Source organism: Pseudomonas sp. Z1-29 (genome assembly GCF_051131995.1).
In the GTDB taxonomy this organism is placed as follows: Bacteria; Pseudomonadota; Gammaproteobacteria; order Pseudomonadales; family Pseudomonadaceae; genus Aquipseudomonas.
Genome location: NZ_CP071645.1, coordinates 2,622,689 through 2,646,288, shown reverse-complemented (window position 1 = coordinate 2,646,288; position 23,600 = coordinate 2,622,689). Strand labels below are relative to the sequence as shown.

Sequence of the window (23,600 nt, the reverse complement as noted above, 5' to 3'; positions counted from 1 at the left end):
TAGCGAGAACCGCCGAGAACAAAAATACCCGACTCCATTGCGGATACCGGGTTTTTTGAGAATGGGTGATAAAGCCTGAGAATCGTAAATGGTGCCCGAAGCCGGAATCGAACCGGCACGCCCTTACGAGCGGGGGATTTTAAGTCCCATGCGTCTACCAGTTTCGCCATTCGGGCGGTAGCGCGGTCAAGCCGTGTGAAACTGGCAGATGTACATCTGACAGGATCCAGGCTGGTGCAACAGAGCGGGAAATATATACATCCCTCTCCTGTGAAGCAAGGTTGGCATTGGCCTTTTAAAGACAAAACCTTTCCTTGCCTGGAAATAAAAAAGCTCTGTAGATCAATAATCTACAGAGCTTTTAAAAAGTGGAGGCCGAAGTCGGAATCGAACCGGCGTAGGTGGATTTGCAATCCACTGCATAACCATTTTGCTATTCGGCCTCAAAACGCCTGATGCACTACAACCACATCAACCGCATACAAACTGTATCGGAGCCCAGCTCGCTTACAGCGCGCTATCTCCTTGAAAACATTGAAGTTTTTTACGCTCCGATGCATTCGATGGGCGCAATTATGTACTCATTTGCCCAGGCTGACAACCCCTTGATTTCAAAAAAAATTTACCTGACGGCCAGGCCAAAGCGGCTTTTCCACGGGGTAGCGCAACGAGCTGGACCCTTGTCCTCCTGCTCATCGGGAAACCATCGACTTAAACGGAACAACCTCCTTCACCCTCGGTTCATTCGTTATGTCGTCCTTGAATCAGTAAAGGAGAACCATCATGACTGAACGCCCACAACTGGTGGCGAGCCGGGCTCCGGTGCCCACGCCTTCGCATCCCAATCTCGGCAAGCCGGAGCGCCTGATGTCGCTGGCGGCCGGTTCATTGTTGATTGCCAACGGCCTGCGCCAAGGCGGCCTCAAGGGCTGGCCGCAGGTATTGCTTGGCGCGTGTGCTGCCTGGCGTGCCTATTCCGGCACGTGCCGGGTCAAGCGGGCGCTGACTCATAGTCCGTTCGAGCAGACCTTCGAACAGGATCGTGACTGGGGCGGCAGCAAGGTGATTTCCCGCAGTATCACGGTCGGCAAGCCCAGGGAGGAAGTGTTCGCGTTCTGTCGCGACCCCGCCAATCTGGGTGCGCTGATGCCCTGGATCGACGCCATCGAGCAGACCGGCGAACGCACTTATCGCTGGGTCGCCCATGGCCCGATGGACAAGACGTTGCACTGCGACCTCGAACAGTGCGAGCCCAAGGAAGACCGCAAACTGCACTGGATCGCCGGGCCGGACACACGATTCAAGCACGATATCCAGATGCATTTCAGCGATGCTCCGGGCGGGCGCGGTACGCAGATCAAGGTCATTGTCGCTTGCCAGACGCCGCTCGGCGCGGCTGGCTACGCGCTGGCGGCGGCGATTTCCCGGTTCTCGGACAAAGCCTTGTTGAATGTGCTGCGCAGTATCAAGCAGCAGCTTGAAACCGGAGAAGTCAGCACCAACAAGATGCGCCCGGAGCAGACGCAGGACTTCCTCTTCGTGCACCCCGCCAACAGCGCGACCCAGGCACCCGCCAATGACTCATCCACTGACAAGCCCGAACTCAACGGAGGAACCGTCTGATGCGCGCATTGACTTGGCAAGGCCCCAACAAGCTTCAGGTCGAGACGGTCGACGACCCGTCCATCCTCAACCCTCGTGACGCCATCGTACGGGTGATCCTGTCCTCGGTGTGCGGCTCGGATCTGCACCTGCTGGGCGGTTACGTGCCGACCATGCAGGCCGGTGACATCATTGGCCACGAATTCATGGGCGAGGTGGTGGAGACCGGCTCGGCCGTCACGCAATTCAAAAAGGGCGACCGGGTTGTCACGGTGTCGATTGTCGGCTGTGGAGAATGCGAGCACTGCCAACGGTCGGACTTTTCCTGCTGTGACAACTCCAATCCGAACCCCACGGCGACAGACATTGCCTACGGCCAACCGGCGTGCGGCATCATCGGCTACAGCCATGCCTTCGGCGGTTATGCCGGCAGTCATGCGACCTATATCCGCGTGCCCTACGCCGACGTCAATCTGTTCAGCATTCCCGAAGGCGTCAGCGATGAGCAGGCCGTGTTTGTCTCCGACGCAGTGCCTACCGGTTATTTCGCCGCCGACAACGCCGACATTCAGCGCGGCGATACGGTAGCGGTCTGGGGCTGCGGCGGGGTCGGGCTGATGGCAATCACCAGTGCCTACCTGCTGGGCGCCGAACGGGTGATCGCCATCGACCGTTTTGCCGATCGCTTGCGCCTGGCCGAGGAAAAGGCCGGGGCCATCGCCCTCAACTACGAGACCACCGATGTGCATGCCGCCTTGCTGGAGCTGACCGGCGGCCGTGGTCCGGATCGCTGCATCGATTGCGTCGGCATGGAGGCCCACGGCACCGAGGTCGATTATTTCTACGACAAGACCAAGCAGATGCTGCGCCTGCACACCGAGCGCGGAACGGTGCTGCGCCAGTCGATCCGCGCCTGTCGCAAAGGCGGGACGGTGTCGGTGGTCGGGGTCTATGGCGGCTTGCTGGACAAATTCCCGATGGGCGCGATCGTCAACAAATCCCTGACCCTGCGTTCCGGCCAGCAACCGGGACAGCGCTACGTGAAGCGCTTGTTCGAACACATCCAGAACGGTGAGCTGGACCCCTCCTACCTGCTGACCCATCCCATGGGGCTTGAGCAGTCGGTGGACGGCTATGCGATGTTCAAGGAAAAACGCCAGGATTGTCTGCGGGCGGTATTTCGGCCGGAGTGAAGCTCCTCGTGGCGAGGGAGCTTGCTCCCGCTCGGCTGCGCAGCAGTCGTAGACCGGCGGGCGCGGTTTGCCTGATGCACCGTGTCGGGCAACCTGGGGCCGCTGCGCAGCCCAGCGGGAGCAAGCTCCCTCGCCACGAAAGCGGATGCGCAGCCGCGCGATTTCCTCACGGAGCATTTTCCCCTTGCCCCGATCGACGCACTGGTGGATAAGACACAGCTTTGTCGCCCTGCGAATGTGTCCATGCCCCATATAGGTCTCCCCCAGGCTTCCAGTGTGCGCCTGCTCGTCTTCCTGCTGTTCTCCATCCAGCTGGTTTCCATGGGCGCGATGGAAATGAGCGGGCCGTTCTGGCCTGTGCATTTGCGCCAGCTGACCAGCAACGACGCGCTGTTCAGCTTTGCCAGCACGGCGGTGTACGTCGGCCCGATGCTGGGCATCATCCTGACCAGTGCCTTCTGGGGCCGGATCGGTGATCGTTACGGCCACAAGCTGATGATGATCCGTGCGCTGGCGGGGCTCTCGTTGACGCAGCTCGGGCTGGCATTGAGCAGCGATATCTGGGTAATCCTGCTCCTGCGTTTCCTGCAAGGCGCCTTTGCCGGTTATATCGCGCCGGCCCAGGCCTATGGGGTGAGCATCGAGGCACCGTCGCGGCGGGCCAGGCTGTTTGCGATCCTGCAGATTTCCACCAACGTGGGTTCGTTGCTCGGGGCGGTGGTCGGCGGGCTGATTCTCGATCATGCGACGTTTTTCTGGATCAACATCGTCGCCTCGGGCCTCTGTGCCGCATGTACCGTTGTCGCGGCGCTGGCGTTGCCCAACGTGGCGCCAGTAAAAAAAGCACCGCTGGCAGGCAAGCCGCCCCTGCCGCCCAGGCTGTTCAACCCGGCGATCAATTGGCTGCTGGGCATCATGGGCCTGCTGCTGCTGGCGCGAATGCTGCCGCAGACTTCGTTTTCCTTGTACGTGGGGGCGACCTTCGAGGTCAGCAATGCCATGGTCGGGCTTTGCTACGGCTTGCTAGCCCTGGGCTTCATTCTTTGTGCGACGTCCTGGTCGCGCTACTTCGAACGGCGCAACCCGGCGCAAACGCTGCAGGCCATGGCGAGCATTGTCATCGGCCTGGTCATCGTCACCGCCGTGGCCGGCCTGACGCGCCAGCCGGTCGTCTTCGCCCTTGCCTATTTCATCTGGGGCCTGCTGTTGGGCGCAACCACGCCGGTGCTGACGGCGCTTATCTCCAGAAGCGTCGACAACAGTCGCCAGGGCCAGGTGCTGGGGTTGGCCCAGGGCGTTTCACAGACGGCATCGATCATTGGCATCTCCCTTGGCGCATTGCTCAGCCAGGTGTATGGCCTGAAGCACATTTTTCTTTATGTCTGCCTCGCCTACGCAATCGCACTGGTGCCGTTGATGCTGCTGCGCCACAAACCACTCGGAATGGCCGACAGGGCTGGCGAATAGCGACACAAACCTAAATTGCCCGCCTATCAACCTTGCGCGGCACTGAGCGCCTCCACTACTATTGGGAATAATTCTCACTATCAAAAAAAATACAACAGCCATGAGCGATCCAGGGTCAGCGGTCAACGATTGTCACCTGCGCACCGTCGCAGACCTCTACAGCGGACACCATGGCTGGTTGTACGCCAGGCTTTATCGAAAACTGGGCAATGCGCTGGACGCCGCCGACCTGGCCCATGACACGTTCATTCGCATCCTCGCCTCGAAGGTGGCGGTGATCGAGGAACCGCGTGCGTACCTGAGCTGCGTCGCCGGCGGCATCCTGGTCAACTGGTTCCAGCGCAAGGCACTCGAACGCGCCTACCTCCAGGCACTGGCGACATTGCCCGAGCCCGAGGCGCCATCGCCCGAACGACGCTTGCTGGTGCTCGAGACGCTGCATGAAATCGACGCCATGCTCGACACCCTGCCGCCCCTGGTAAAGCGTGCGTTCCTGCTGTCGCAGATCAATGGCCTGAAATATGACGACATCGCCACGCAACTCGGCGTTTCGCTGATCACCGTCAAGCGCTACATGAAACAGGCTTTCCTGCACTGCCTGATGCTGGTGGACTGAATGCCTGCCCATGACCGCCACGCCCTCGACCCGGCCATTCTCAACGAAGCCGCCGATTGGCTGATGCGCCTGAGCGAAGGCAGCGTCAACGACGCCGAACGCCTGGAGTGGGAACGTTGGCGTACCAGCAGCCCGGCCCACCGCCAGGCCTGGGCGCGGGCCGAACTGCTGCTGAGCAAGCTGCAAGGCTTGCCGCCCGCGCTGGCGATGCCGGCGCTGGACCGCCCGAGCAATCCGGCGCGCCGTGCCGCCATGGGCAAGCTGGCCGCCCTGCTCGCCCTGGCGCCATTGGCCTGGGGCAGCTGGAAGCTCAACGACTGGCAGCAGTGGACCGCCGATTACCGCGCTCCGGTGGGCGAGCGGCGCGACCTGACCCTGACCGACGGCACCCGCCTGACGTTGAACACCGACACCGCAATCGATGTATTTTTCGACGAACACCAGCGCCTGCTGCTGTTGCGCCGAGGCGAAATACTGGTCCAGACCGCAGCGGACCCATCAGCGCTCGCCCGGCCGTTCCGGGTGCAGACCGACGAAGGCCGGATGCAGGCGCTCGGGACGCGCTTCAGCGTTCGCGAAGACACCGGCCATACTCGCCTCGTCGTGCTGGAAGGCGCGGTGCGCATCGAGGTCAAGGGCATCGGCGAGCAAGTGGTCGGGGCTGGCCAGAGCAGCGGTTTTACTGCCCGGGGCATCGACGCCCTGAAACCTGTCGACAAGTCGGTGCTGGCCTGGACCCAGGGCATGCTGATGGCGGACAACATGCGCCTGGCGGATTTCGTCAACGAACTGAGCCGTTATCGCAACGGCGTCCTGCGTTGCGACCCGGCGATCGCCAACCTGCGGATATCCGGCGCCTTTCCCCTGAACGACAGCCGGCAGACCCTGAACATGCTCGCCCGAACCTACCCCATCCGCGTCACATCCCGCCTGGGCGATTACTGGGTCATGCTGGCGCCGGCTTGAGCGCTGAAAAAATAATCGGGCGGGGCTGATACTTTTTTCAATCCTGGCTGGCTTAGAGAGCAAACCCTCTGCACAGGATCACCCCGCCATGCCCGTTGCCTGCCCCCTGCGTTCGGATCGCAAGCTGAATCTGGCGATTCGCAGTGCCATGCTCAGCGTTGCACTTTCCACCTTGAGCCCGTGCACCTGGGCGGCACCGGACGCGCCGCTGGACAACGTTGCCAGCCAGTCCTACAACATCCAGCCAGGTCCCTTGGGTGCCACGTTGTCGGCTTTCGCCGTGCAGGCCGGCATCGCATTATCGTTTGAACCCTCCCTGACCCAAGGCTTGAACAGCCCGGGCCTTTCAGGGCAGTTCACCGCGCGTGAAGCGTTTACCCGATTGCTGGCCGGCAGCGGCCTGGAACTGGTCGCCCGCGACGATGGCAGCTACACCCTGGAAAAATCCGCCGGCGACGGTGGGCTGGCCCTGGCGCCAACCACCATCAATGCCGCCGAGGTGCGCCCCGGGGATTTGCCGGCGGCCTACAGCGGTGGCCAGGTGGCCCGTGGCGGCCGGGTTGGCCTGCTGGGGAACAAGGACCTGATGGACACGCCATTCAGCGTCAGCAACTACACCTCGACCCTGATGAAGGACCAGCAGGCCGTGACCGCCGCCGACGTGCTGGAGCGCGACTCCTCGGTGCGCTCCACCGGCCAGACCGGCGGCATCGTCGATTCGTTCTTCATTCGCGGTTTCCCGGTGGGCGAAGGCAACCTGGGTGAGCTGGCGTTCGACGGCGTGTACGGCGTGGCGCCGAACTACCGGGTGTTCACTGAATATGCCGAGCGCATCGAGGTCATCAAGGGCCCGGCAGCGCTGCTGTACGGCATGTCGCCCAACAGCGGCGTCGGTGGCGTGATCAACATCGTGCCCAAGCGCTCGCTGGACCAGGACCTGACTCGCGTTACCGCCAGCTACGCCATGGACACCCAGGCAGGCGGGCATGTCGACATCAGCCGCCGCTTCGGCGAGGAACGCCGCTTCGGTGTGCGCGTCAACGGCAGCCTGCAGGGTGGCGACACCGCGATCGACAAGCAGTCCCGGGATGTCGGCATCGGTGCGATCTCCCTGGATTACCAGGGCGACCGGTTCAGGACCAGCCTGGACCTGATCAGCCAGGAAGAACAGTGGGACGCACCCTCCCGGCCGTTTGCCATCGCCAGCGGTGTCGAGGTGCCTTCGGCGGCCAACGGGCGCAGCAACGTGACCCAGGAATGGGGCTGGTCCGAAACCCGCGACAAGTCGGCGCTGCTCAGTGGTGAATATGACCTGAGCGACAACCTGACGGTATTCGGCCACGCCGGGGGCGGCAAGTCCGATGTGGCACGACTGTCGGACCAGACCCCGACGATCCTCAACAGCGCCGGAGACACCCGCTCGGTACCGGGCTACTACAAGTTCGAGGTGGAGCGTTACACCGTCGATGCCGGTGCCCGTGCCCGCTTCGAAACCGGTCCGGTCAGCCACAGCGCCACCTTGCAGGCCAGCCGCTATCGCGATGAATTGCGCCGAGGAATCAATTCCGGCGCCCCGGTCTTTTCGAATATCTATCACCCGGTGGCGCGCGACAAACCGTCCATCGCGTCGCCGGATGTGGCGAAGGTCTCGGATACCGAGCTGTCCGGCGTGGCCCTGGCCGATACCTTGTCGATCCTCGATGAACGGGTCCAGGTAACGCTTGGCCTGCGCAAGCAGAGCATTGAATCAAACAACTACAACACTCTGGGAAATGTCACCAGCGCCTATGACGAAAGCGAAACCACGCCTTTGTTCGGCGCGGTGGTCAAGCCCTGGGAACATGTGTCGTTCTACTACAACTACATCGAAGGCCTGAGCAAGGGCGACACCGCGCCGGCCACTGCGAGCAACTCGGGCGAAATCTTCAAGCCCTACATCTCTCGCCAACAGGAGGTCGGGGTCAAGGTCGACTACGGTACGTTCACCTCGACCCTGGCGCTGTTCCAGATCAAGAAGCCCGCCGGCGAATTGACCAACGGCACGGCCGGTGGCGTGTATTCGGTCCAGGGCGAGCAGCGCAACCGCGGCATCGAACTGAACATGTTCGGCGAACTGCGCGAGGGCACGCGCCTGCTCGGTGGCGTCACCTTGCTCGACGGCGAACTCACCAAAAGCGGGACCGCCGCCAATCGCGGCAACAAACCGGTGGGCGTGCCCGAAGTGCAGGCCAACCTCTGGGCCGAATGGGACACCCCCTGGGTCCAGGGGTTGACGTTGACCAGTGGAGCGATCTACACCGGCAGCCAGTACGTCAACCAGGCCAATACCCAAGAGCTCGATCCGTGGACACGCTTTGATGCCGGCGCCCGCTACAGCACGGTACTCGATGGCCGGCCGACCACGTTGCGCGCCACGGTGCAGAACGTGTTCGACCGCGAATACTGGTCCGGCGTGGCCTCCTACGGCGCGTTCTCCCAAGGCGCGCCACGCACCCTGTTGCTTTCAGCGACGGTCGACTTCTGATTGCGCCTCGCCCCGAACAGCGCGTGCACCGCTGGCGGGGCGATCCCTGACAAGGTTCCAACCATGCAGATTCAATCTCTGAAGCGCTCATCGCTCATCGCCTGGCTGCGGGGTGCTGCCACCCTGTTGCTGAGCGGCCTGTGTTTTTCAGGCACATCGCCTGTCACCACAACCACCGTCACCGACTTGCTCGGCCGCCAGGTCCAGGTGCGCATTCCGGTGCAACGGGTCATCCTCGGCGAAGGTCGCCAGTTGTACCTCGTCGCGGCACTCGACACCGACAACCCGATCCGCCGCATCGTCGGTTGGCGCAAGGACCTGATCCAGTCCGACCCGGACACCTACGGCGCCTACCTGCGGCGGTATCCGGCAATTGCCCGGATTCCGACCTTCGGCGGTTTCGAAGACGGCACCTTCGACATCGAGCAAGCGATCAGCCAGCAACCGGACGTGATCGTCCTCAACATCGAGGCCCAACACGCTACCGAAGACGCGCGCTACATCGAGAAACTCGATGCGCTGGGCATTCCGGTGGTCTACGTCGACTTTCGCAACAACCCGATGCAGAACACCGAACCGACCATGCGCCTGTTTGGCCAGCTGTTCGGCGAAGAGGCACGTGCCGAGGCGTTCATCGCCTTTCGCAACCAGCAGATCCGTCGCGTCACCGATGTGATCCAGGCCCGCCAGCCGCCCCGCCCGAAAGTGTTCATCGAACGCATCGGTGGCTACACCGAAGATTGCTGCCTGAGTTTCGGCAACGAAAATTTCGGCCGTTTCGTCGAGCTGGCCGGGGGCCGCAACATTGCCAGCGCAATCATTCCCAACACCTTTGGCCAGTTGAACGCGGAACAGGTGATCGTCGCCAACCCGGAACAGGTGGTGGTCACCAGCGCCAACTGGGAGGCCTTTGCGCCAGGCGGGCACTGGGTCGGTGTCGGGCCCGGCGCCGATCTGGCCGAGGCGCGGCGCAAATTGCAGTGGTACACCGCCCGCCCGGCCTATGCCGGGATCAAGGCTCAGCAAACCCAGGGCTTTCATGCCATCTGGCACCAGTTCTACAACAGCCCGTACCAGTTCATCGCCATCCAGCAACTGGCCAAGTGGTTCCATCCGGAGCTGTTCACCGACCTGGACCCCGACGCGACGTTTCGCGAGTTCCACCAGCGCTTCTTGCCTGTGCCCTATGAGCCAGGCTATTTCGTCAGCCTCAAACCCGCGCAGGCCCAACCATGAATGGCCGTATCGAGGGTATCGCCCTGGGCACGATTTACCGCGAGCAGGTCTGGCGCAAACGCTTGATCCTGATCGGCCTGGCCCTGTTGCTGCTGTTCAGCGTGCTGCTCGACCTGGCCCTCGGCCCGGCCAGCTACAGCCTGGATGAAGTCCTGGGCGCGCTGTTCTCTCCGGATGCCGCGGCGCCGCAAGTGCGGGTGGTGATGTGGGATATCCGCCTGCCGGTGGCGCTGATGGCCGTGGCCGTGGGCGCCGCGTTGTCCCTGGCCGGCGCGCAGATGCAGACCATCCTCAACAACCCGCTGGCGAGCCCATTCACCCTGGGCATCTCGGCGGCAGCCAGTTTCGGCGCGGCCCTGGGCTTGGCATTCGGCGTGGCCCTGGTGCCGGTGATCGCCCAATACATGGTGCCGCTCAATGCCTTTATCATGGCGATGCTCTCGGCGCTGCTGATTCATGTCCTGAGCCTGCGCCGGGGCATGACCAGCGAAACCATCGTGCTGCTCGGTATCGCCCTGGTGTTCACCTTCAATGCACTGTTGGCGCTGGTGCAGTTCTTCGCCACCGAGCAGGCCGTGGCCGCCGTGGTGTTCTGGACCATGGGCAGCCTGACCAAGGCCACCTGGCCGAAACTCGGCGTGATCTGTTTGGTGATCCTGGTCACCTTGCCGATCTTTGCCCGCCGCGCCTGGGCCATGACCGCCCTGCGCCTGGGGGATGAAAAAGCCGCGAGTTTTGGCATCAACGTGCGCAAGTTGCGCTTGCAGACGCTGGTCATGGTCAGCCTGCTGGCCGCGTTTCCAGTGGCATTTGTCGGCACCATCGGCTTCATCGGCCTGGTGGGGCCGCACATCGCCAGGATGCTGATCGGCGAGGACCAGCGTTTCTTCCTGCCGGCCTCACTGCTGACCGGCGCGTTGATCCTGTCGGCCAGTTCGGTGGTGAGCAAGACCCTGATACCCGGGGCGATCTTCCCGATCGGCGTGGTCACGTCGCTGATCGGCGTGCCGTTCTTCATTTCTCTCATTCTGGGCGGCAGGAAACAGTCATGGTGACGATCGAGCTGCAAGGTGTCGGCGCTCGTTATGGTCGTCGGTCGATACTGGACGGGATCACTACGCCGGTGCTCACGGGTGGCGAGGTGGTGGCGGTGGTGGGGCCCAACGCGGCCGGAAAATCGACCCTGTTCAAACGCATCGCCGGCCTCATCGACGGCCCCGGCCATGTTCGCCTGGAAGGTTCGCGCAGAGGCCAGCAGGGCATTTGCTACATGCCGCAGAACCTCAACGCCAACGCCCGGCTGACGGTCTACGAATCGGTGCTGCTCGCGCGCAAACAGCAGGCGCCCGGCTGGACAGTACAAGCTGATGAGCTGGAAGTGGTGGACCGCATCCTCGCGTCGTTGGGCATCAGTGATTTGTCGTTTCGCAACCTCGGTGAACTGAGCGGTGGGCAACAGCAACTGGTGTCGATCGCCCAGACGCTGGTGCGCGAGCCCGAAGTCCTGTTGATGGACGAACCCACCAGCGCCTTGGACATGCACCGCCAGGTCCAGGTACTGAGCTTCATGCGCGCCCTCGCCCGCCAACACTCGATCATCGTGTTCATTGCCATTCACGACCTGAACCAGGCGTTGCGCTTTGCCGACCAGGTGCTGGTCATCGCCGAGGGCACCCTGCAAGGCTGCGGTCGAAGTGAAGAAGTGATCACCGAGCAGATGCTGCGCAACGTGTATCGGGTCCAGGCCCGGATCGAACGCTGTTCAAGGGATGAGCGGCACATCATCGTGGACGACGTGGTTTGAGTGGGTAGCGTGGCGAGGGAGCTTGCTCCCGCTCGGCTGCGCAGCAGTCGTAGACCGGCGGGCGCGGTTTGCCTGATACACCGTTTGCGGCAATTGGGGCCGCTGCGCAGCCCAGCGGGAGCAAGCTCCCTCGCCACGATTTGACGCAGTCGCGGCCCGGCGTTGTTATGGGTAACATAGCGGCCTTTCCCGCAGTCTTTCTGCGCCCTGCCGAATAAGCCCCCATTCCATGCCTTTTGAACTCAGCGTCGACCTCTCCACCCTCGCTATCCTTGCCGTCGTCGCGTTCATCGCCGGCTTCATCGACGCCATCGCCGGCGGCGGTGGGCTGCTTACCACGCCGGCGTTGCTGACCGCCGGCCTGCCACCGCACCTGGTGCTGGGCACCAACAAGCTCAGCTCGACCTTCGGCTCAGCCACGGCCAGTTTTACCTTTTACAAGCGCAAGCTGTTTCACCCACGGCAATGGACCCACGCCCTCGTCGGCACGCTGGTCGGTGCCTTGGTCGGCGCCGTCGTTGCTCATTACCTGCCCGCCGAGTGGCTGAACAAGATGCTGCCGGTGATTGTCTTTGCCTGTGGCCTGTACCTGTTGTTCGGCGGCACGCCCAAGGCGCCGCTGGACAGCAATGCGCCGATCAAGAAGACGTGGCAGTCATCCCAGGGTTTCACCTTGGGATTCTACGACGGCGTGGCCGGCCCGGGCACCGGTGCGTTCTGGACCGTCAGCAGCCTGCTGCTCTACCCCATCGACCTGGTCAAGGCCAGCGGCGTGGCCCGCAGCATGAACTTCGTCAGCAACATCGCGGCGCTGTCGGTGTTCATCTTTTCGGGCCAGGTGGATTGGATCATCGGCCTGAGCATGGGCCTGTCGGTGATGGTCGGCGCGTTCTTCGGCGCGCGCACCGCCATCAGCGGCGGCGCGAAGTTCATCCGCCCGGTATTCATCACCGTGGTGCTGGGCCTGACCGTGCGCCTAGCCTGGCAGCACTGGTTCAGCGTGGCCTAGACGTCGGGCGACATACAGGTCGATCAGGTAGCGGGCGATGGAGCGCGAGGCCGGTAACGGCGGCAGGTCATGGACGCTGAACCATTGGGCGTCCTCGATCTCGTCTTCCTGGGGCACGATCTCACCGCCGGCATACTCGGCATGAAAACCCAGCATCATCGAATGGGGAAACGGCCAGCACTGGCTGCCCACGTACTGGATGTTCTTCACTTCGATGCTGACCTCCTCGCGTACCTCCCGGACCAGGCAATCCTCGGCCGACTCGCCCGGCTCGGCAAACCCGGCCAGGGTGCTATAGACACCGGTGACAAAGCGCGGCGAACGCGCCAGCAAGACCTCATCGCCACGGGTAATCAGCACGATCATGCTCGGCGAGATTCGCGGGTAATGCCGCAGATCGCATGCCTCGCAGTACATCGCCCGCTCTCGCGGCACCTGGATCATGCGCTGGCCGCAACTGCCACAAAAGCGATGTTCGCGAGCCCAGGTGCCGATCTGCGCCGCATAACCCAGCACCTTGAACAGCGTGTGGTCGTCCTCGAGCATGAAGGCCCGCAGGCCTTTCCAGTTGCAGCCGGGAATCTCCAGCGAGCTATGCAGTTCCAGCAGGTAGACCGGCTCGCCGTCGAGATGGCCAATGCCGTGCTCGGCGAGAATCGACACATCCTGGCGCTTGAGCCACTCGCGGGGAAACAACGCGCCGTTGTCGTCGTAGAGAAAGCCCTCCGGGCTGCGGGCCACGGCCCAGCCGCCCGCGAGGTCGGTGTCGAGTACTGCGGTGGTCCAGCGTGAAATCATGATCGATCAATCCAGAAATTCGGGTTTCTGTTTGCTCATATGGGCGGCCATGGCCACGCGCAGGTCATTCGATTGCAGCATGGCGGCATTCCACGTGGCGACGTATTCCAGCCCGTCGTCGATGCCGTGATCACGCATGTAGCCAATCATTTCCTTGGTGCCGGCTATGGCGATCGGCGACTTGGCGGCGATTTCCCGGGCGATGCCCATCACTCCGTCAAGCAGGCTGGCGGTATCGCTGTAGACACGATTGACCAGACCAATGCTGCGCGCTTCGTCGGCACCAAAGGTGCGCCCCGTATAAGCGAGTTCACGCAGCATGCCGTCCCCGATGATCCGGGGCAAGCGTTGCAATGTGCCAACATCGGCCGCCATGCCGATGTCGATTTCCTTGATGGAGAATTGCGCATCCTCGGCCGCGTAGCGCATGTCGCAGGCAGAAATCAGGTCGATGGCACCGCCCAGGCAATACCCCTGGATCGCCGCGAGAACCGGTTTGCGGCAATTGTCCACGGCGTTGAACGAGGCTTGCAGTTCGAGGATCTTGCGCCGCAGCACACGGGCGTTGCGGCCGACGTCCTTGCCCAGTTCGTTCGCCACGCCGGCCAGCATCATCAGATCGATACCCGACGAAAAATGCTTGCCGGCACCGCTCAGGACCACCACCCGCACTTCGTCGGTATCGTCGATCCACTGGAAGATCTCGATGATCTCGCTCCAGAACGCGGCGTTCATGGCATTGATCTTGTCGGGGCGATTGATCTGCACATGGGCGATTTTGTCTGCAAGTTCGACGTGGAACGCTTGGTATTGCGACATGGCAGTGATCCTTTACCGGCTGAAAAGAGGCCTGAACTATACCAAGCCATCGCCAAGGGACGTAGGCAGCGCATCGGCCAAAAGCGGGACTGGCTTCGCCGAAAGCCACTGTGGGAGCGAGCTTGCTCGCGATAGCGGTGGTTCAGCCAAGGAGATGTCGCCTGGGCTGCCGCCATCGCGAGCAAGCTCGCTCCCACATGGATAGCGCTGGGTATCAGTCCGCTGCTGGCTGTTCGCTCGCCTGCAACTGCCCATCCCACCCGCCGCCCAGCGCCGCGATCAGTTGCACGCTGGCGATCAACCGGCTCTGTTGCAGGCTCAGCATGCTGCGTTCGTTGCTCAGGGCGGTGGCCTGGACGGTCACCACGTCGAGGTAGCCGATCAAGCCGGCCCGGTACTGGTTCTGGGTCAGGCGCAGGGACTCGCGGGCGGCGTCGAGTGCTTCCTGGCGCACGCGGGCTTCGTCTTCGAGCACCTTGAGCTGGATCATGTAGTTCTCGACCTCGCGAAAACCGTCGAGCACGGTCTGCCGATAGGTCGCCACGGTCTGGTCGTACGCCGCGACGCTGCGGTCGACTTCCGCCGAGCGCTGGCCGCCGTCGAACAGCGTCATCGCCAGCTGTGGCCCGACCGACCAGAAGCGGTTCGGCACACTTATCCAGTTATCGTAGGTACTGCTGCTGTAGCCGCCACTCAGGCTCAGGGTCAGGTCCGGATAATAGGCCGCCTTCGCCACGCCGATGTTGGCGTTGGCGGCCATCACCGAGCGTTCCGCCGAAGCGATGTCCGGACGTCGTTCGAGCAATTGCGAGGGCACCGCCACCGGGACCTGCGGCAGCGCCGGGACGTCCTCGGTTTCGGCCAGGCTGAATTCGGCCGGAGGCAGGCCGATCAGCACGGCGATGGCATTTTCGAACTGGGCCCGCTGCCAGATCAGGTCGATCAGGTCGCCCTGGGCGGTCTTGAGCTGGTTCTGCGCCTGGGCCACCGCGTCCTTGCCCGACACCCCGGCGCGGTACTGGTTTTCGGTCATTTTTAATGAGCGCTGATAGTTATCGACCGTGGTCTGCAACAAGCGCTTCTGTTGGTCGATGACCCGTAACTGCAAGTAGTTCTGCACCAGTTCCGATTGTTGGCTCAGGCGCATCGCCGCCAGGTCGGCAAAGCTGGCTTGCGCGCTGGCTTCATCGGCTTCCAGGGTGCGGCGCAACTTGCCCCAGACATCCGCTTCCCAACTCACCCCGGCCTGGGCGCTGTAGGTGTCGCGAATGCCGCTGGAAGAACTGCTCAGGCTTGAGCTGCTGCTGCCGGTGCCTTGGCTGGAGCGGTTCTTGCCGACGGTAAGGTCGACCGTTGGGAAAAAAGCTCCCCGCGCACTGCGCGCCAACGCCTGGGCCTGACGATACTGGGCTTCGGCCTGGGCCACGGTCTGGTTGGATGCGTTGAGCTTTGCCACCAGCTCATTCAGCCGGGCGTCGCTGTACAGCTCCCACCAGGCGCCCCGGGCCAAGGCGTCGCTGGGGTTGGCCTGGCGCCACCCTTGGGCTTCCTTGTACTGCACCGGCGCAGCGGCCGCCGGGCGCTGGTAATCCGGGCCGATCGCGCAAGCGCTGAGCAGCGCCACGCACAGCGCCAGGCTCAATACCCGCGAGCCACGGGCGGCTGCCAGCGGTGCGGCAAGGTTGAAAAGCGAACAGTCGGTCATAGCGGAGTTTCCAGGGCAGCATCGGTGCGCACCCCACGCCAGCGGTTGAAGCGGTGGCGCAGGTTATCGAGATAAAGGTAAACCACCGGCGTGGTGTAGAGCGTCAGGACCTGGCTGAACACCAGGCCGCCGATGATGGTCAGGCCCAGCGGCTGGCGCATCTCCGAACCTTCGGCACCGCCGAGCAACAGCGGCAAGGCACCGAGGATCGCCGCCACCGTCGTCATCAGGATCGGCCGCAAGCGCAACAGGCAAGCACTGCGGATCGACTCCAACGGCGTCTGGCCGGCGCGCTCCAGTTGCAGCGCGAGGTCGATCATCAGGATCGCGTTTTTCTTCACCACGCCAATCAGCAGGAACAGCCCCAGCAGCGAGATCAGGCTGAACTCGCTGCCCAGCACGTAGATCGACAGCAACGCGCCAACGCCGGCCGAAGGCAACGTGGACAGGATGGTCAACGGGTGGATGTAGCTTTCATACAGCACGCCCAGGACCAGATACACCGCCAGCAGCGCCCCGAGCACCATGAACGGCTGGCTTTTCTGGGTGGCGGCGAAAGCGTCGGCGGTCCCGGCCATTTTCGCGATGACGTCTTCGGGCATCCCCAGCTTGGCGATCGCCCGTTCAATGGCGGCCGTGCCCTGCTCCACGGTTACGCCTTCGGCCATGTCGAAGGAGATGCCCTCGGAAGCGAACTGGCCTTCATGGCTGACCCGGTCGTCTTCCAGGCTGTTCTCGTAATGGGCAATCGCGGACAGCGGGACCCGTGCGCCATCGGCGGTAATCACCTGGACCTGTTCGAGGGTGTTGGGGTCCTGGGCGTATTTGGGGTTGACCTCCATGACCACCTGGTACTGGTTGAGGCTGTCGTAGATGGTTGATATCTGCCGCTGGCTGTAGGCGTTGTTCAACACCGATGTGACCATGTCCATGTCGATACCCAGGCGCTTGGCCTGGTCGCGATCCACAATCAGGGTTACCTGCTGTGCGCCGCCACCGTCACGGGCATCGATGGCGGTAAGCTCCGGCAAGGCGCGGAACGCAGCGACGACCTTGGGGTACCACTCGCGCAGCGACGCCAGGTCGGCGCTCTGCAGAATGTAGGAATATTGCGAGGTGGTCTGCTCGCGGCCGCCACCGAACTGCAGGTCCTGGTCGGCCATCAGCATCAACTGGCCGCCGGGCACCTTGGGCATTTCCTTGCGCAGGCGCTCGATGACTTTCTGCGCGGAAATCCGGCGCTCGTTGATCGGCTTGAGGCGCACCAGCATGAAGGCATTGTTGGTGCCGTTGTTGCCGCCGATAAAACCGGCCACGCTCTGTACGGCCTCGTCCTTGAGCACCGCGCGACGGAAGATCTCCATCTTCGGCTGCATCACGTTGAACGACAGCCCGTCGTCACCGCGCACGAAGCCGATCAACTGGCCGGTGTCCTGCTGGGGCATGAAGGTTTTCGGCACCACCACGTACAACGCGATGTTCACGCCGATGGTCACCAGCAGGCTGAGCAAGGTCAGGCGCCGATGGCGCAGTACCCAGTCCAGCGTGCGCGCATAGCCACGGACCATTCTTTCGTTGGCGCCCTGGCTCCAACGCTGCAAGCGGTTCTCCTGCCCTGGCACGTGAGGTTTGAGCCAGCGCGCGCAGAGCATCGGCGTAAGCGTCAGGGATACGATAAGCGAGACGACGATGGCCGCCGCCAGGGTGATGGAAAACTCCCGGAACAGGCTCTCGACGATCCCGCCCATGAACAGGATCGACAGGAACACCGCCACCAGCGAGGCGTTCATCGACAGCAGCGTGAAGCCCACCTCCTCGGCCCCCATATACGCGGCCTTCAGCGGCGGCACGCCCTCATCGATGTGCCGGGAGATGTTTTCCAGCACCACGATGGCGTCGTCCACCACCAGCCCGGTGGCGAGGATCAACGCCATCAGCGACAAGTTGTTGAGCGAGAAACCGTACAGATACATCACCGCGAACGTGCCCACCAGCGACACCGGCACCGCCAGGGTCGGGATCAGCGAAGCGCGGAAATTGCCGAGAAACAGGAACACCACCAGTACCACCAGGGCGACGGCGATCAGCAAGGTCATTTCCGCTTCGTGCAGGGTCGCCTTGATCACCGGCGAGCGATCCATCGCCAGGTTCAGCTTGACGCTGGCGGGCAACACGGCCTGCAAGGCCGGCAACTGGGCCTTGATCTCGTTGACGGTCTCGATGATGTTGGCGCCGGCCTGGCGATTGATCACCAGCAACACGGCGGCATCATCGTTGAAGAAACCGCTGTTGTAGCGATCCTCGACGCCGTCGCTGACCTTGGCCACGTCCTTGAGCCGCAACACCGAGCCATCCTGGTAGCGGATGATCAGTGTTTCGTAATCCTTGGCCTTTTCCAGTTGGTCGTTGGCCTGGACTTGCCACATCCGCTGGTCGTCCTCGACCGAACCCTTGGGCCGGCGCACGTTGCTGTTGGCAATCGCCGTTCGCACGTCGTCCAGCGCCACGCCGTACTGATTGAGCAATTGCGGCTCCAGTTCGATGCGCACCGCCGGCAGCGAACTGCCGCCGATCTGCACCTCGCCCACGCCCGACACCTGGGACAGGCTCTGGGACAGAATCGTCGAGGCCAGGTCGTAGAGCTGGCCTTTCTCCAGCACATCCGAGGTCAGCGACAGCACCATGATCGGCGCCTGGGACGGGTTGACCTTCTTGTAGGTCGGCATGCTGCGCATCCCGCTGGGCAGCAGGTTGCGCGAGGCGTTGATGGCCGCCTGCACCTCCCGGGCCGCACCGTTGATGTCGCGGTCCAGGTCGAATTGCAGGATCACCCGGGTCGAACCCTGGCTGGACCGACTGCTCATGGTGTTGACCCCGGCGATCGCGCCGAAGGAACGCTCCAGCGGCGTCGCCACGGTAGAAGCCATCACCTCGGGACTCGCCCCCGGCAGGTTGGCCTGGACCACGATCACCGGGAAATCCATCTGCGGCAGCGGCGACACCGGCAGCAAGCCAAAGCACACACCGCCGAGCAGCATGATGGCGAAGCTCAGCAGCATGGTTGCTACCGGGCGGCGGATGAAGGGGCCGGAGAGGTTCACTGGTCGCCGCTCCAGCTTTCAACCAACAGGCTCTTGTGGCGAGGGAGCTTGCTCCCGCTTGAGTGCGCAGCGCTCACAAAAGGGGCCGCTGCGCGACCCAGCGGGAGCAAGCTCCCTCGCCACGGAAAGCACCCACGGAGTCCGGACATCATACCCGCACCTCTTTCTCCTCAGGCCGGGCAAACCGACGGCCCAGACGATCGAAGTACAGGTAGATCACCGGGGTGGTGAACAAGGTCAACACCTGGCTCACCAGCAACCCGCCCACCATCACCAGGCCCAACGGCTGGCGCAACTCGGCGCCGGAGCCGGTGGCGAGCATCAGGGGCACCGCGCCAAACAGCGCCGCCAGCGTGGTCATCAGGATTGGCCGGAAGCGCAGTAACGCGGCCTGGTAGATGGCCGTCTGCGGATCCAGGCCCTGGTTGCGTTCGGCGTCCAGGGCGAAGTCGATCATCATGATCGCGTTTTTCTTGACGATGCCGATCAGCAGGATGATGCCGATGATCGCGATCATGCCCAGGTCATTGCCGGTGAGGATCAACGCCAGCAAAGCGCCGATGGCCGCAGAAGGCAAGGTGGACAGGATGGTGATCGGATGGATGTAACTTTCGTACAAGACCCCCAGCACGATGTACATGGTCACCACCGCAGCCAGGACCAGCAGCAAAGTGCTCGACAACGATGCCTGGAACGCCTGCGCCGCGCCCTGGAACTCGGTTTGCACGCCCACTGGCATGCCGATGTCCTGCTGGACCTTTTCGATCACCTCCACCGCATGCCCGAGGGCCACGCCCGGCGCCAGGTTGAACGACATCATCACCGCCGGGAACTGGCCGATGTGGGCGATTGCCAGTTGCGCCTGACGCTCTTCGACACGGGCCAGGCTCGACAATCGGACCTGGCCACCGTCGGTGGTCTTGACGTGGATCTGGTCCAGCGCCTGCGGCCCGAGATTTTCCCCGGCCTGGGCCTGAAGCACCACACGGTACTGGCTGGCCTGGGTATAGATGGTGGAGATCTGTCGCTGGCCGAAAGCGTCGTACAGCGCATCGGTGATGTTCGACACCGACACGCCCAGGCGCGAGGCGGCGTCGCGATCGATGACCAGGTAGACCTGCAAGCCTTTGTCCTGCAGGTCACTGGCGACATCGGTCAGTTCCGGCTGTTGGGCCAGGGCCTCGACCAGACGACCGCTCCACAGGCTGAGCAACTCGGCGTCCGGCGATGACAGGCTGAACTGGTACTGGGTGCGGCTGACCCGGTCTTCGATGGTCAGGTCCTGCACCGGCTGCATGAACAGGCGAATGCCGACCAGCCGGTCGAGCTGCGGTTGCAGGCGGGTGATGATCTCGCTGGCGCTGTCGTCCCGCTCGCTGTGGGGCTTGAGGTTGATCAGAAGGCGTCCGCTGTTTAGCGTGGCGTTGTCGCCGTCGACACCGATGTAAGAGGACAGGCTCTGCACCGCCGGGTCGGCGAGGATGACCTTGGCCAGCTGCTGCTGGCGCTCGCTCATGGCGGCGAAGGAAATTGACTGCGGCGCTTCGGAAATGCCCTGGATCACGCCCGTGTCCTGCACCGGGAAAAAGCCCTTGGGCACGGCCAGGTACAACACCACCGTCAGCACCAGGCTGCCCACCGCCACCAGCAGGGTCAGCGGCTGATGCTTGAGCACCCATTGCAACTTGCGCCCGTAGGCGGCGATCAACCAGTCGATCCAGGCACCGCTGGCCCGGTAGAAACGGCCCTGCTCCTGTTCCTTGGGCTCGCGCTTGAGCAAGCGGGCGCACATCATCGGCGTCAGGGTCAGGGACACCACCAAAGAAATCAGGATCGCCACTGCCAGGGTGATGGCGAACTCGCGGAACAATCGGCCGACCACGTCCGCCATGAACAACAGCGGGATCAGCACCGCGATCAACGACAGCGTCAGGGAAATCAGGGTGAAACCGATCTGCCTGGCGCCCTTGAGCGCGGCTTGCATCGGGCTGTCGCCCTCCTCGATGAAGCGCGCAATGTTCTCCAGCATGACGATGGCATCGTCCACCACAAAACCGGTGGCGATGGTCAGGGCCATCAGGGTCAGGTTGTTGACGGAAAACCCGGCCAGGTACATCACGCCGAATGTACCGATCAACGACAGCGGCACGGCCACCGAGGGAATGATCGTGGCGCTGACCCGCCGTAGGAACAGGAACGTCACCATCACCACCAGGGCAATCGCGATCAGCAGTTCGTGCTGCACATCGGTGACGGAGGCGCGGATGGTCTGGGTGCGGTCGGTCAGCACGGTCACGTCAAGGCCGGCCGGCAGGTTATCGGTGATGCTCGGCAGCAGCGCCTTGATCCGGTCCACCACCTCGATGACGTTGGCCCCGGGCTGGCGCTGGATGTTCAGCAGCACGGCCTGGTTTTCGTTGGCCCAGGCGGCGAGGCGTTCGTTCTCCGCGCCGTCGACGATCTGTGCCACGTCCTTGAGCCGCAATGGCGCGCCGTTGGCGTAGGCCAGGATCAGTTCGGCGTAGTCCTTGGGCGAGGTCAGCTGATCGTTGGCGTCGAGCATCGAGACCCGCGTCGGGCCGTCGAAGTTGCCCTTGGGCTGGTTGACGTTGGAAGCACCGATCAGGGTCCGCACATCGGCCAGGTTCAGCCCGGCGGCCGCAAGTGCCTCCGGGTTGACCTTGATCCGCACGGCCTGGCGCTGGCCGCCGGCGATGGTCACCATGCCGACGCCGCTGATCTGCGCGATCTTCTGCGCCATTCGCGTGTCCACCAGGTCATTGAGCTTGGGCAGCAGCATGGTCTTGGAGGTGATCGCCAGCGTCAGCACCGGGGTGTCCGCCGGGTTGACCTTGTTGTACACCGGCGGCGCCGGCAGATCGGTTGGCAACAGATTGGTCGCGGCGTTGATCGCGGCCTGCACCTGCTGCTCGGCGACATCCATGTTGATGTCCAGATTGAAACGCAGGGTGATCACCGACGCACCACCGGAACTGGTGGAAGCCATTTGGGTGAGGCCCGGCATCTGCCCGAACTGCCGCTCCAGGGGCGCGGTCACGGCGCTGGTCATGACGTCGGGACTGGCGCCCGGGTACAGCGTCATCACGCGGATGGTCGGGTAGTCGACCTGGGGCAGTGCCGAGACCGGCAGCAGCCGATAGGCAATCAGGCCGGCCAGGACAATCGCCAGCATGCTCAACGTGGTGGCGACCGGGCGAAGGATGAACAGCCGCGAGAGATTCATGCGCCGCCCTTTTTCGCCTTGTCGGCCGCAACCGGCTCAGTCGGGGCCGCGGCCGTCTTGCCTTGCAGGTGCTCGGTCGGCGTGGTCGGCACCTCCTGGCTGTCGTTGACCACTTCCACCTCGCTGCCCTCCTTCAAGCGGTCGGTGCCTTCGAGCACCACCCTGTCGCCGGCGGCCAAGCCCTCGGTGACAATGGTTTTTTCGCCATCGCTGGCACCGATCTTGAGCTTCCTGATGGTGACTTTCTTGTCGCCATCAAGCGCGTAGACGAAGGTGCCGTTGGTGCCGAACTGGATGGCTGCGGTCGGCGCCAGGACCACGCCCTTGAGGGTGTCGGCCAGCAGGCGCACGTTGACGAACTGGTTGGGGAACAGCGACTGGTCGCGGTTTTCGTAGCGCGCCTTGAATTTCAAGGTGCCGGTGGTGACGTCGATCTGGTTGTCCAGGCTTTGCAGAACACCGCTGGCCTGGAGTTTCACATCGCCACGGTCCCAAGCCTCGACCGGTAGTTTCGCTCCGCTGCGATAGCGGGCGAGCACGGTTTCGAGGTTGTTTTCCGGCAGGGTGAACACGACGCTGATGGGCTGGGTCTGGGTGATGACGGCCAGGGCCGTGGTGTCGTTGGCGGCCACCAGGTTGCCGATGTCCAGTTGACGCAGACCTACGCGGCCGCTGATCGGCGCGCGGATCCTGGTGAATTCCAGGTTGAGCTTGGCGTCGTTGACCGCTGCCTGGTTGGTCTTGACCGTACCCTGGTACTGGCCCACCAGCGCAGCGGCGGTATCGAGGGTCTGCTTGGCGATACTGTCTTCGGCGTACAGGCCGCGATAGCGTTCCAGGTCGACCTGGGCATTTTTCAGTTGGGCCTGGTTTTGCAGCAGCGTGCCTTCGGCCTGGAGCAAGGCATTCTGGTAAGGACGTGGGTCGATTTCCGCCAGCAGGTCGCCGGCCTTGACCATCTGCCCTTCTTCAAAGGCGATCTTCACCAACTCGCCGCCGACCCGGCTGCGAACGTTGATCGTATTGAGCGCGGTGACCGTGCCCAGCGCCTTGTAGTACAGGGGGAAATCCCCGGTGACCGCTGGCGCCACCCGAACCGGAATCGGCCCCGCCGCACCGCCAAACCCCGGCCGCATGCCACCCGAGCGTCCCGCGTGTCCAGCCGCGGCTTTCTGCTCTGCGCCGTTTTTCGGGTCGGTACTGGCGGGCCAGAACTTCCAGGCCAGCAGCGCGATGACCAGTACGACAAACAGGCCGAACAGCCAGCGACGGGATTTGCGGGAAACAGAGGATTGCATGGAGTGGTCAACCATTGGGCGCGTGAGCTTCTTTTACAGGAGGCTGAACGATAAGCACTGGCGGATATTTAGCAAAGCGCCTTTACCGGCAATTTACCTTGGGCTTACATTCCGCCCGGTTAGCTAAAGCCTTGAAACACAAATGAAAACGGCCTGGTCAGGCCAGGCCGTTAACAATTGTAATAAATACTTTATTTCAGAGCAGTTATTTCAAAGCA

Annotated in this window: 16 protein-coding genes and 2 tRNA genes; 10 read left to right on the top strand and 8 right to left on the bottom strand. The window is 63.0% G+C overall.

The window, feature by feature from the left end; genetic code table 11:
• Positions 1-89: 89 nt before the first annotated feature.
• Both J3P84_RS12195 and J3P84_RS12190 read right to left on the bottom strand, forming a co-directional pair.
• Positions 90-176: transfer RNA gene (locus J3P84_RS12195), tRNA-Leu, on the bottom strand.
• A 193-nt stretch (positions 177-369) separates the two neighbouring features.
• Positions 370-443: transfer RNA gene (locus J3P84_RS12190), tRNA-Cys, on the bottom strand.
• A gap of 340 nt (positions 444-783) precedes the next feature.
• Here J3P84_RS12190 and J3P84_RS12185 point away from each other — a divergent pair.
• The 10 genes from J3P84_RS12185 to J3P84_RS12140 all read left to right on the top strand — a co-directional run bounded on the left by J3P84_RS12185 (position 784) and on the right by J3P84_RS12140 (position 12,417).
• Positions 784-1,623, top strand: a complete 840-nt coding sequence (locus J3P84_RS12185; RefSeq protein ID WP_434630477.1) for an SRPBCC family protein — start codon at positions 784-786, stop codon at positions 1,621-1,623.
• Complete coding sequence (locus tag J3P84_RS12180; protein WP_434630475.1) at positions 1,623-2,795, top strand: zinc-dependent alcohol dehydrogenase; 1,173 nt, start codon at positions 1,623-1,625, stop codon at positions 2,793-2,795. Before J3P84_RS12185 ends, J3P84_RS12180 begins: the two co-directional genes overlap by 1 nt.
• A gap of 243 nt (positions 2,796-3,038) precedes the next feature.
• Positions 3,039-4,262 carry an MFS transporter gene (locus tag J3P84_RS12175; RefSeq protein WP_434630473.1) on the top strand — a complete coding sequence of 408 codons (1,224 nt, stop codon included), beginning with the start codon at positions 3,039-3,041 and terminating at the stop codon, positions 4,260-4,262.
• A gap of 100 nt (positions 4,263-4,362) precedes the next feature.
• Positions 4,363-4,878, top strand: a complete 516-nt coding sequence (locus J3P84_RS12170) for a sigma-70 family RNA polymerase sigma factor (protein ID WP_305500585.1) — start codon at positions 4,363-4,365, stop codon at positions 4,876-4,878.
• Entirely contained in the window at positions 4,879-5,844 is a 966-nt protein-coding gene (locus J3P84_RS12165) for a FecR domain-containing protein (protein ID WP_434573752.1), read from the top strand.
• Positions 5,845-5,932: 88 nt separating this feature from the next.
• Positions 5,933-8,368: a TonB-dependent siderophore receptor gene (locus tag J3P84_RS12160; protein ID WP_434630470.1), complete on the top strand. Its 2,436-nt coding sequence runs from the start codon at positions 5,933-5,935 to the stop codon at positions 8,366-8,368.
• Between the two features lie 63 nt (positions 8,369-8,431).
• On the top strand, positions 8,432-9,604 hold the full coding sequence (locus J3P84_RS12155) for an ABC transporter substrate-binding protein (RefSeq protein ID WP_434630468.1): 1,173 nt from the start codon (positions 8,432-8,434) through the stop codon (positions 9,602-9,604).
• Positions 9,601-10,659 carry a FecCD family ABC transporter permease gene (locus J3P84_RS12150; protein ID WP_434630465.1) on the top strand — a complete coding sequence of 353 codons (1,059 nt, stop codon included), beginning with the start codon at positions 9,601-9,603 and terminating at the stop codon, positions 10,657-10,659. Before J3P84_RS12155 ends, J3P84_RS12150 begins: the two co-directional genes overlap by 4 nt.
• A complete protein-coding gene (locus J3P84_RS12145) occupies positions 10,653-11,408 on the top strand; it encodes an ABC transporter ATP-binding protein (RefSeq protein ID WP_434630463.1) in 756 nt (251 codons plus the stop codon). Before J3P84_RS12150 ends, J3P84_RS12145 begins: the two co-directional genes overlap by 7 nt.
• Positions 11,409-11,637: 229 nt before the next feature.
• On the top strand, positions 11,638-12,417 hold the full coding sequence (locus tag J3P84_RS12140; RefSeq protein ID WP_305500574.1) for a TSUP family transporter: 780 nt from the start codon (positions 11,638-11,640) through the stop codon (positions 12,415-12,417).
• On the opposite strand, the gene nudC is transcribed toward J3P84_RS12140, so the two are convergent.
• The 6 genes from nudC to J3P84_RS12110 all read right to left on the bottom strand — a co-directional run bounded on the left by nudC (position 12,385) and on the right by J3P84_RS12110 (position 23,397).
• The gene (gene nudC / locus J3P84_RS12135) at positions 12,385-13,215 is read right to left on the bottom strand and encodes an NAD(+) diphosphatase (RefSeq protein ID WP_434630460.1); all 831 of its coding nucleotides are present in this window, start codon (positions 13,213-13,215) and stop codon (positions 12,385-12,387) included. The genes J3P84_RS12140 and nudC overlap by 33 nt on opposite strands.
• A gap of 6 nt (positions 13,216-13,221) precedes the next feature.
• On the bottom strand, positions 13,222-14,034 hold the full coding sequence (locus tag J3P84_RS12130; RefSeq protein ID WP_434601012.1) for a crotonase/enoyl-CoA hydratase family protein: 813 nt from the start codon (positions 14,032-14,034) through the stop codon (positions 13,222-13,224).
• A 214-nt stretch (positions 14,035-14,248) separates the two neighbouring features.
• On the bottom strand, positions 14,249-15,739 hold the full coding sequence (locus J3P84_RS12125) for an efflux transporter outer membrane subunit (RefSeq protein ID WP_434630457.1): 1,491 nt from the start codon (positions 15,737-15,739) through the stop codon (positions 14,249-14,251).
• Positions 15,736-18,840 (bottom strand): efflux RND transporter permease subunit, encoded by a 3,105-nt coding sequence (locus J3P84_RS12120; RefSeq protein WP_434630454.1) that lies wholly within the window; start codon positions 18,838-18,840, stop codon positions 15,736-15,738. Before J3P84_RS12120 ends, J3P84_RS12125 begins: the two co-directional genes overlap by 4 nt.
• A gap of 148 nt (positions 18,841-18,988) precedes the next feature.
• On the bottom strand, positions 18,989-22,084 hold the full coding sequence (locus J3P84_RS12115) for an MdtB/MuxB family multidrug efflux RND transporter permease subunit (RefSeq protein WP_434630451.1): 3,096 nt from the start codon (positions 22,082-22,084) through the stop codon (positions 18,989-18,991).
• Positions 22,081-23,397, bottom strand: coding sequence for an MdtA/MuxA family multidrug efflux RND transporter periplasmic adaptor subunit (locus J3P84_RS12110; RefSeq protein WP_434630449.1), 1,317 nt, complete (start codon positions 23,395-23,397; stop codon positions 22,081-22,083). Before J3P84_RS12110 ends, J3P84_RS12115 begins: the two co-directional genes overlap by 4 nt.
• Positions 23,398-23,600 lie beyond the last annotated feature (203 nt).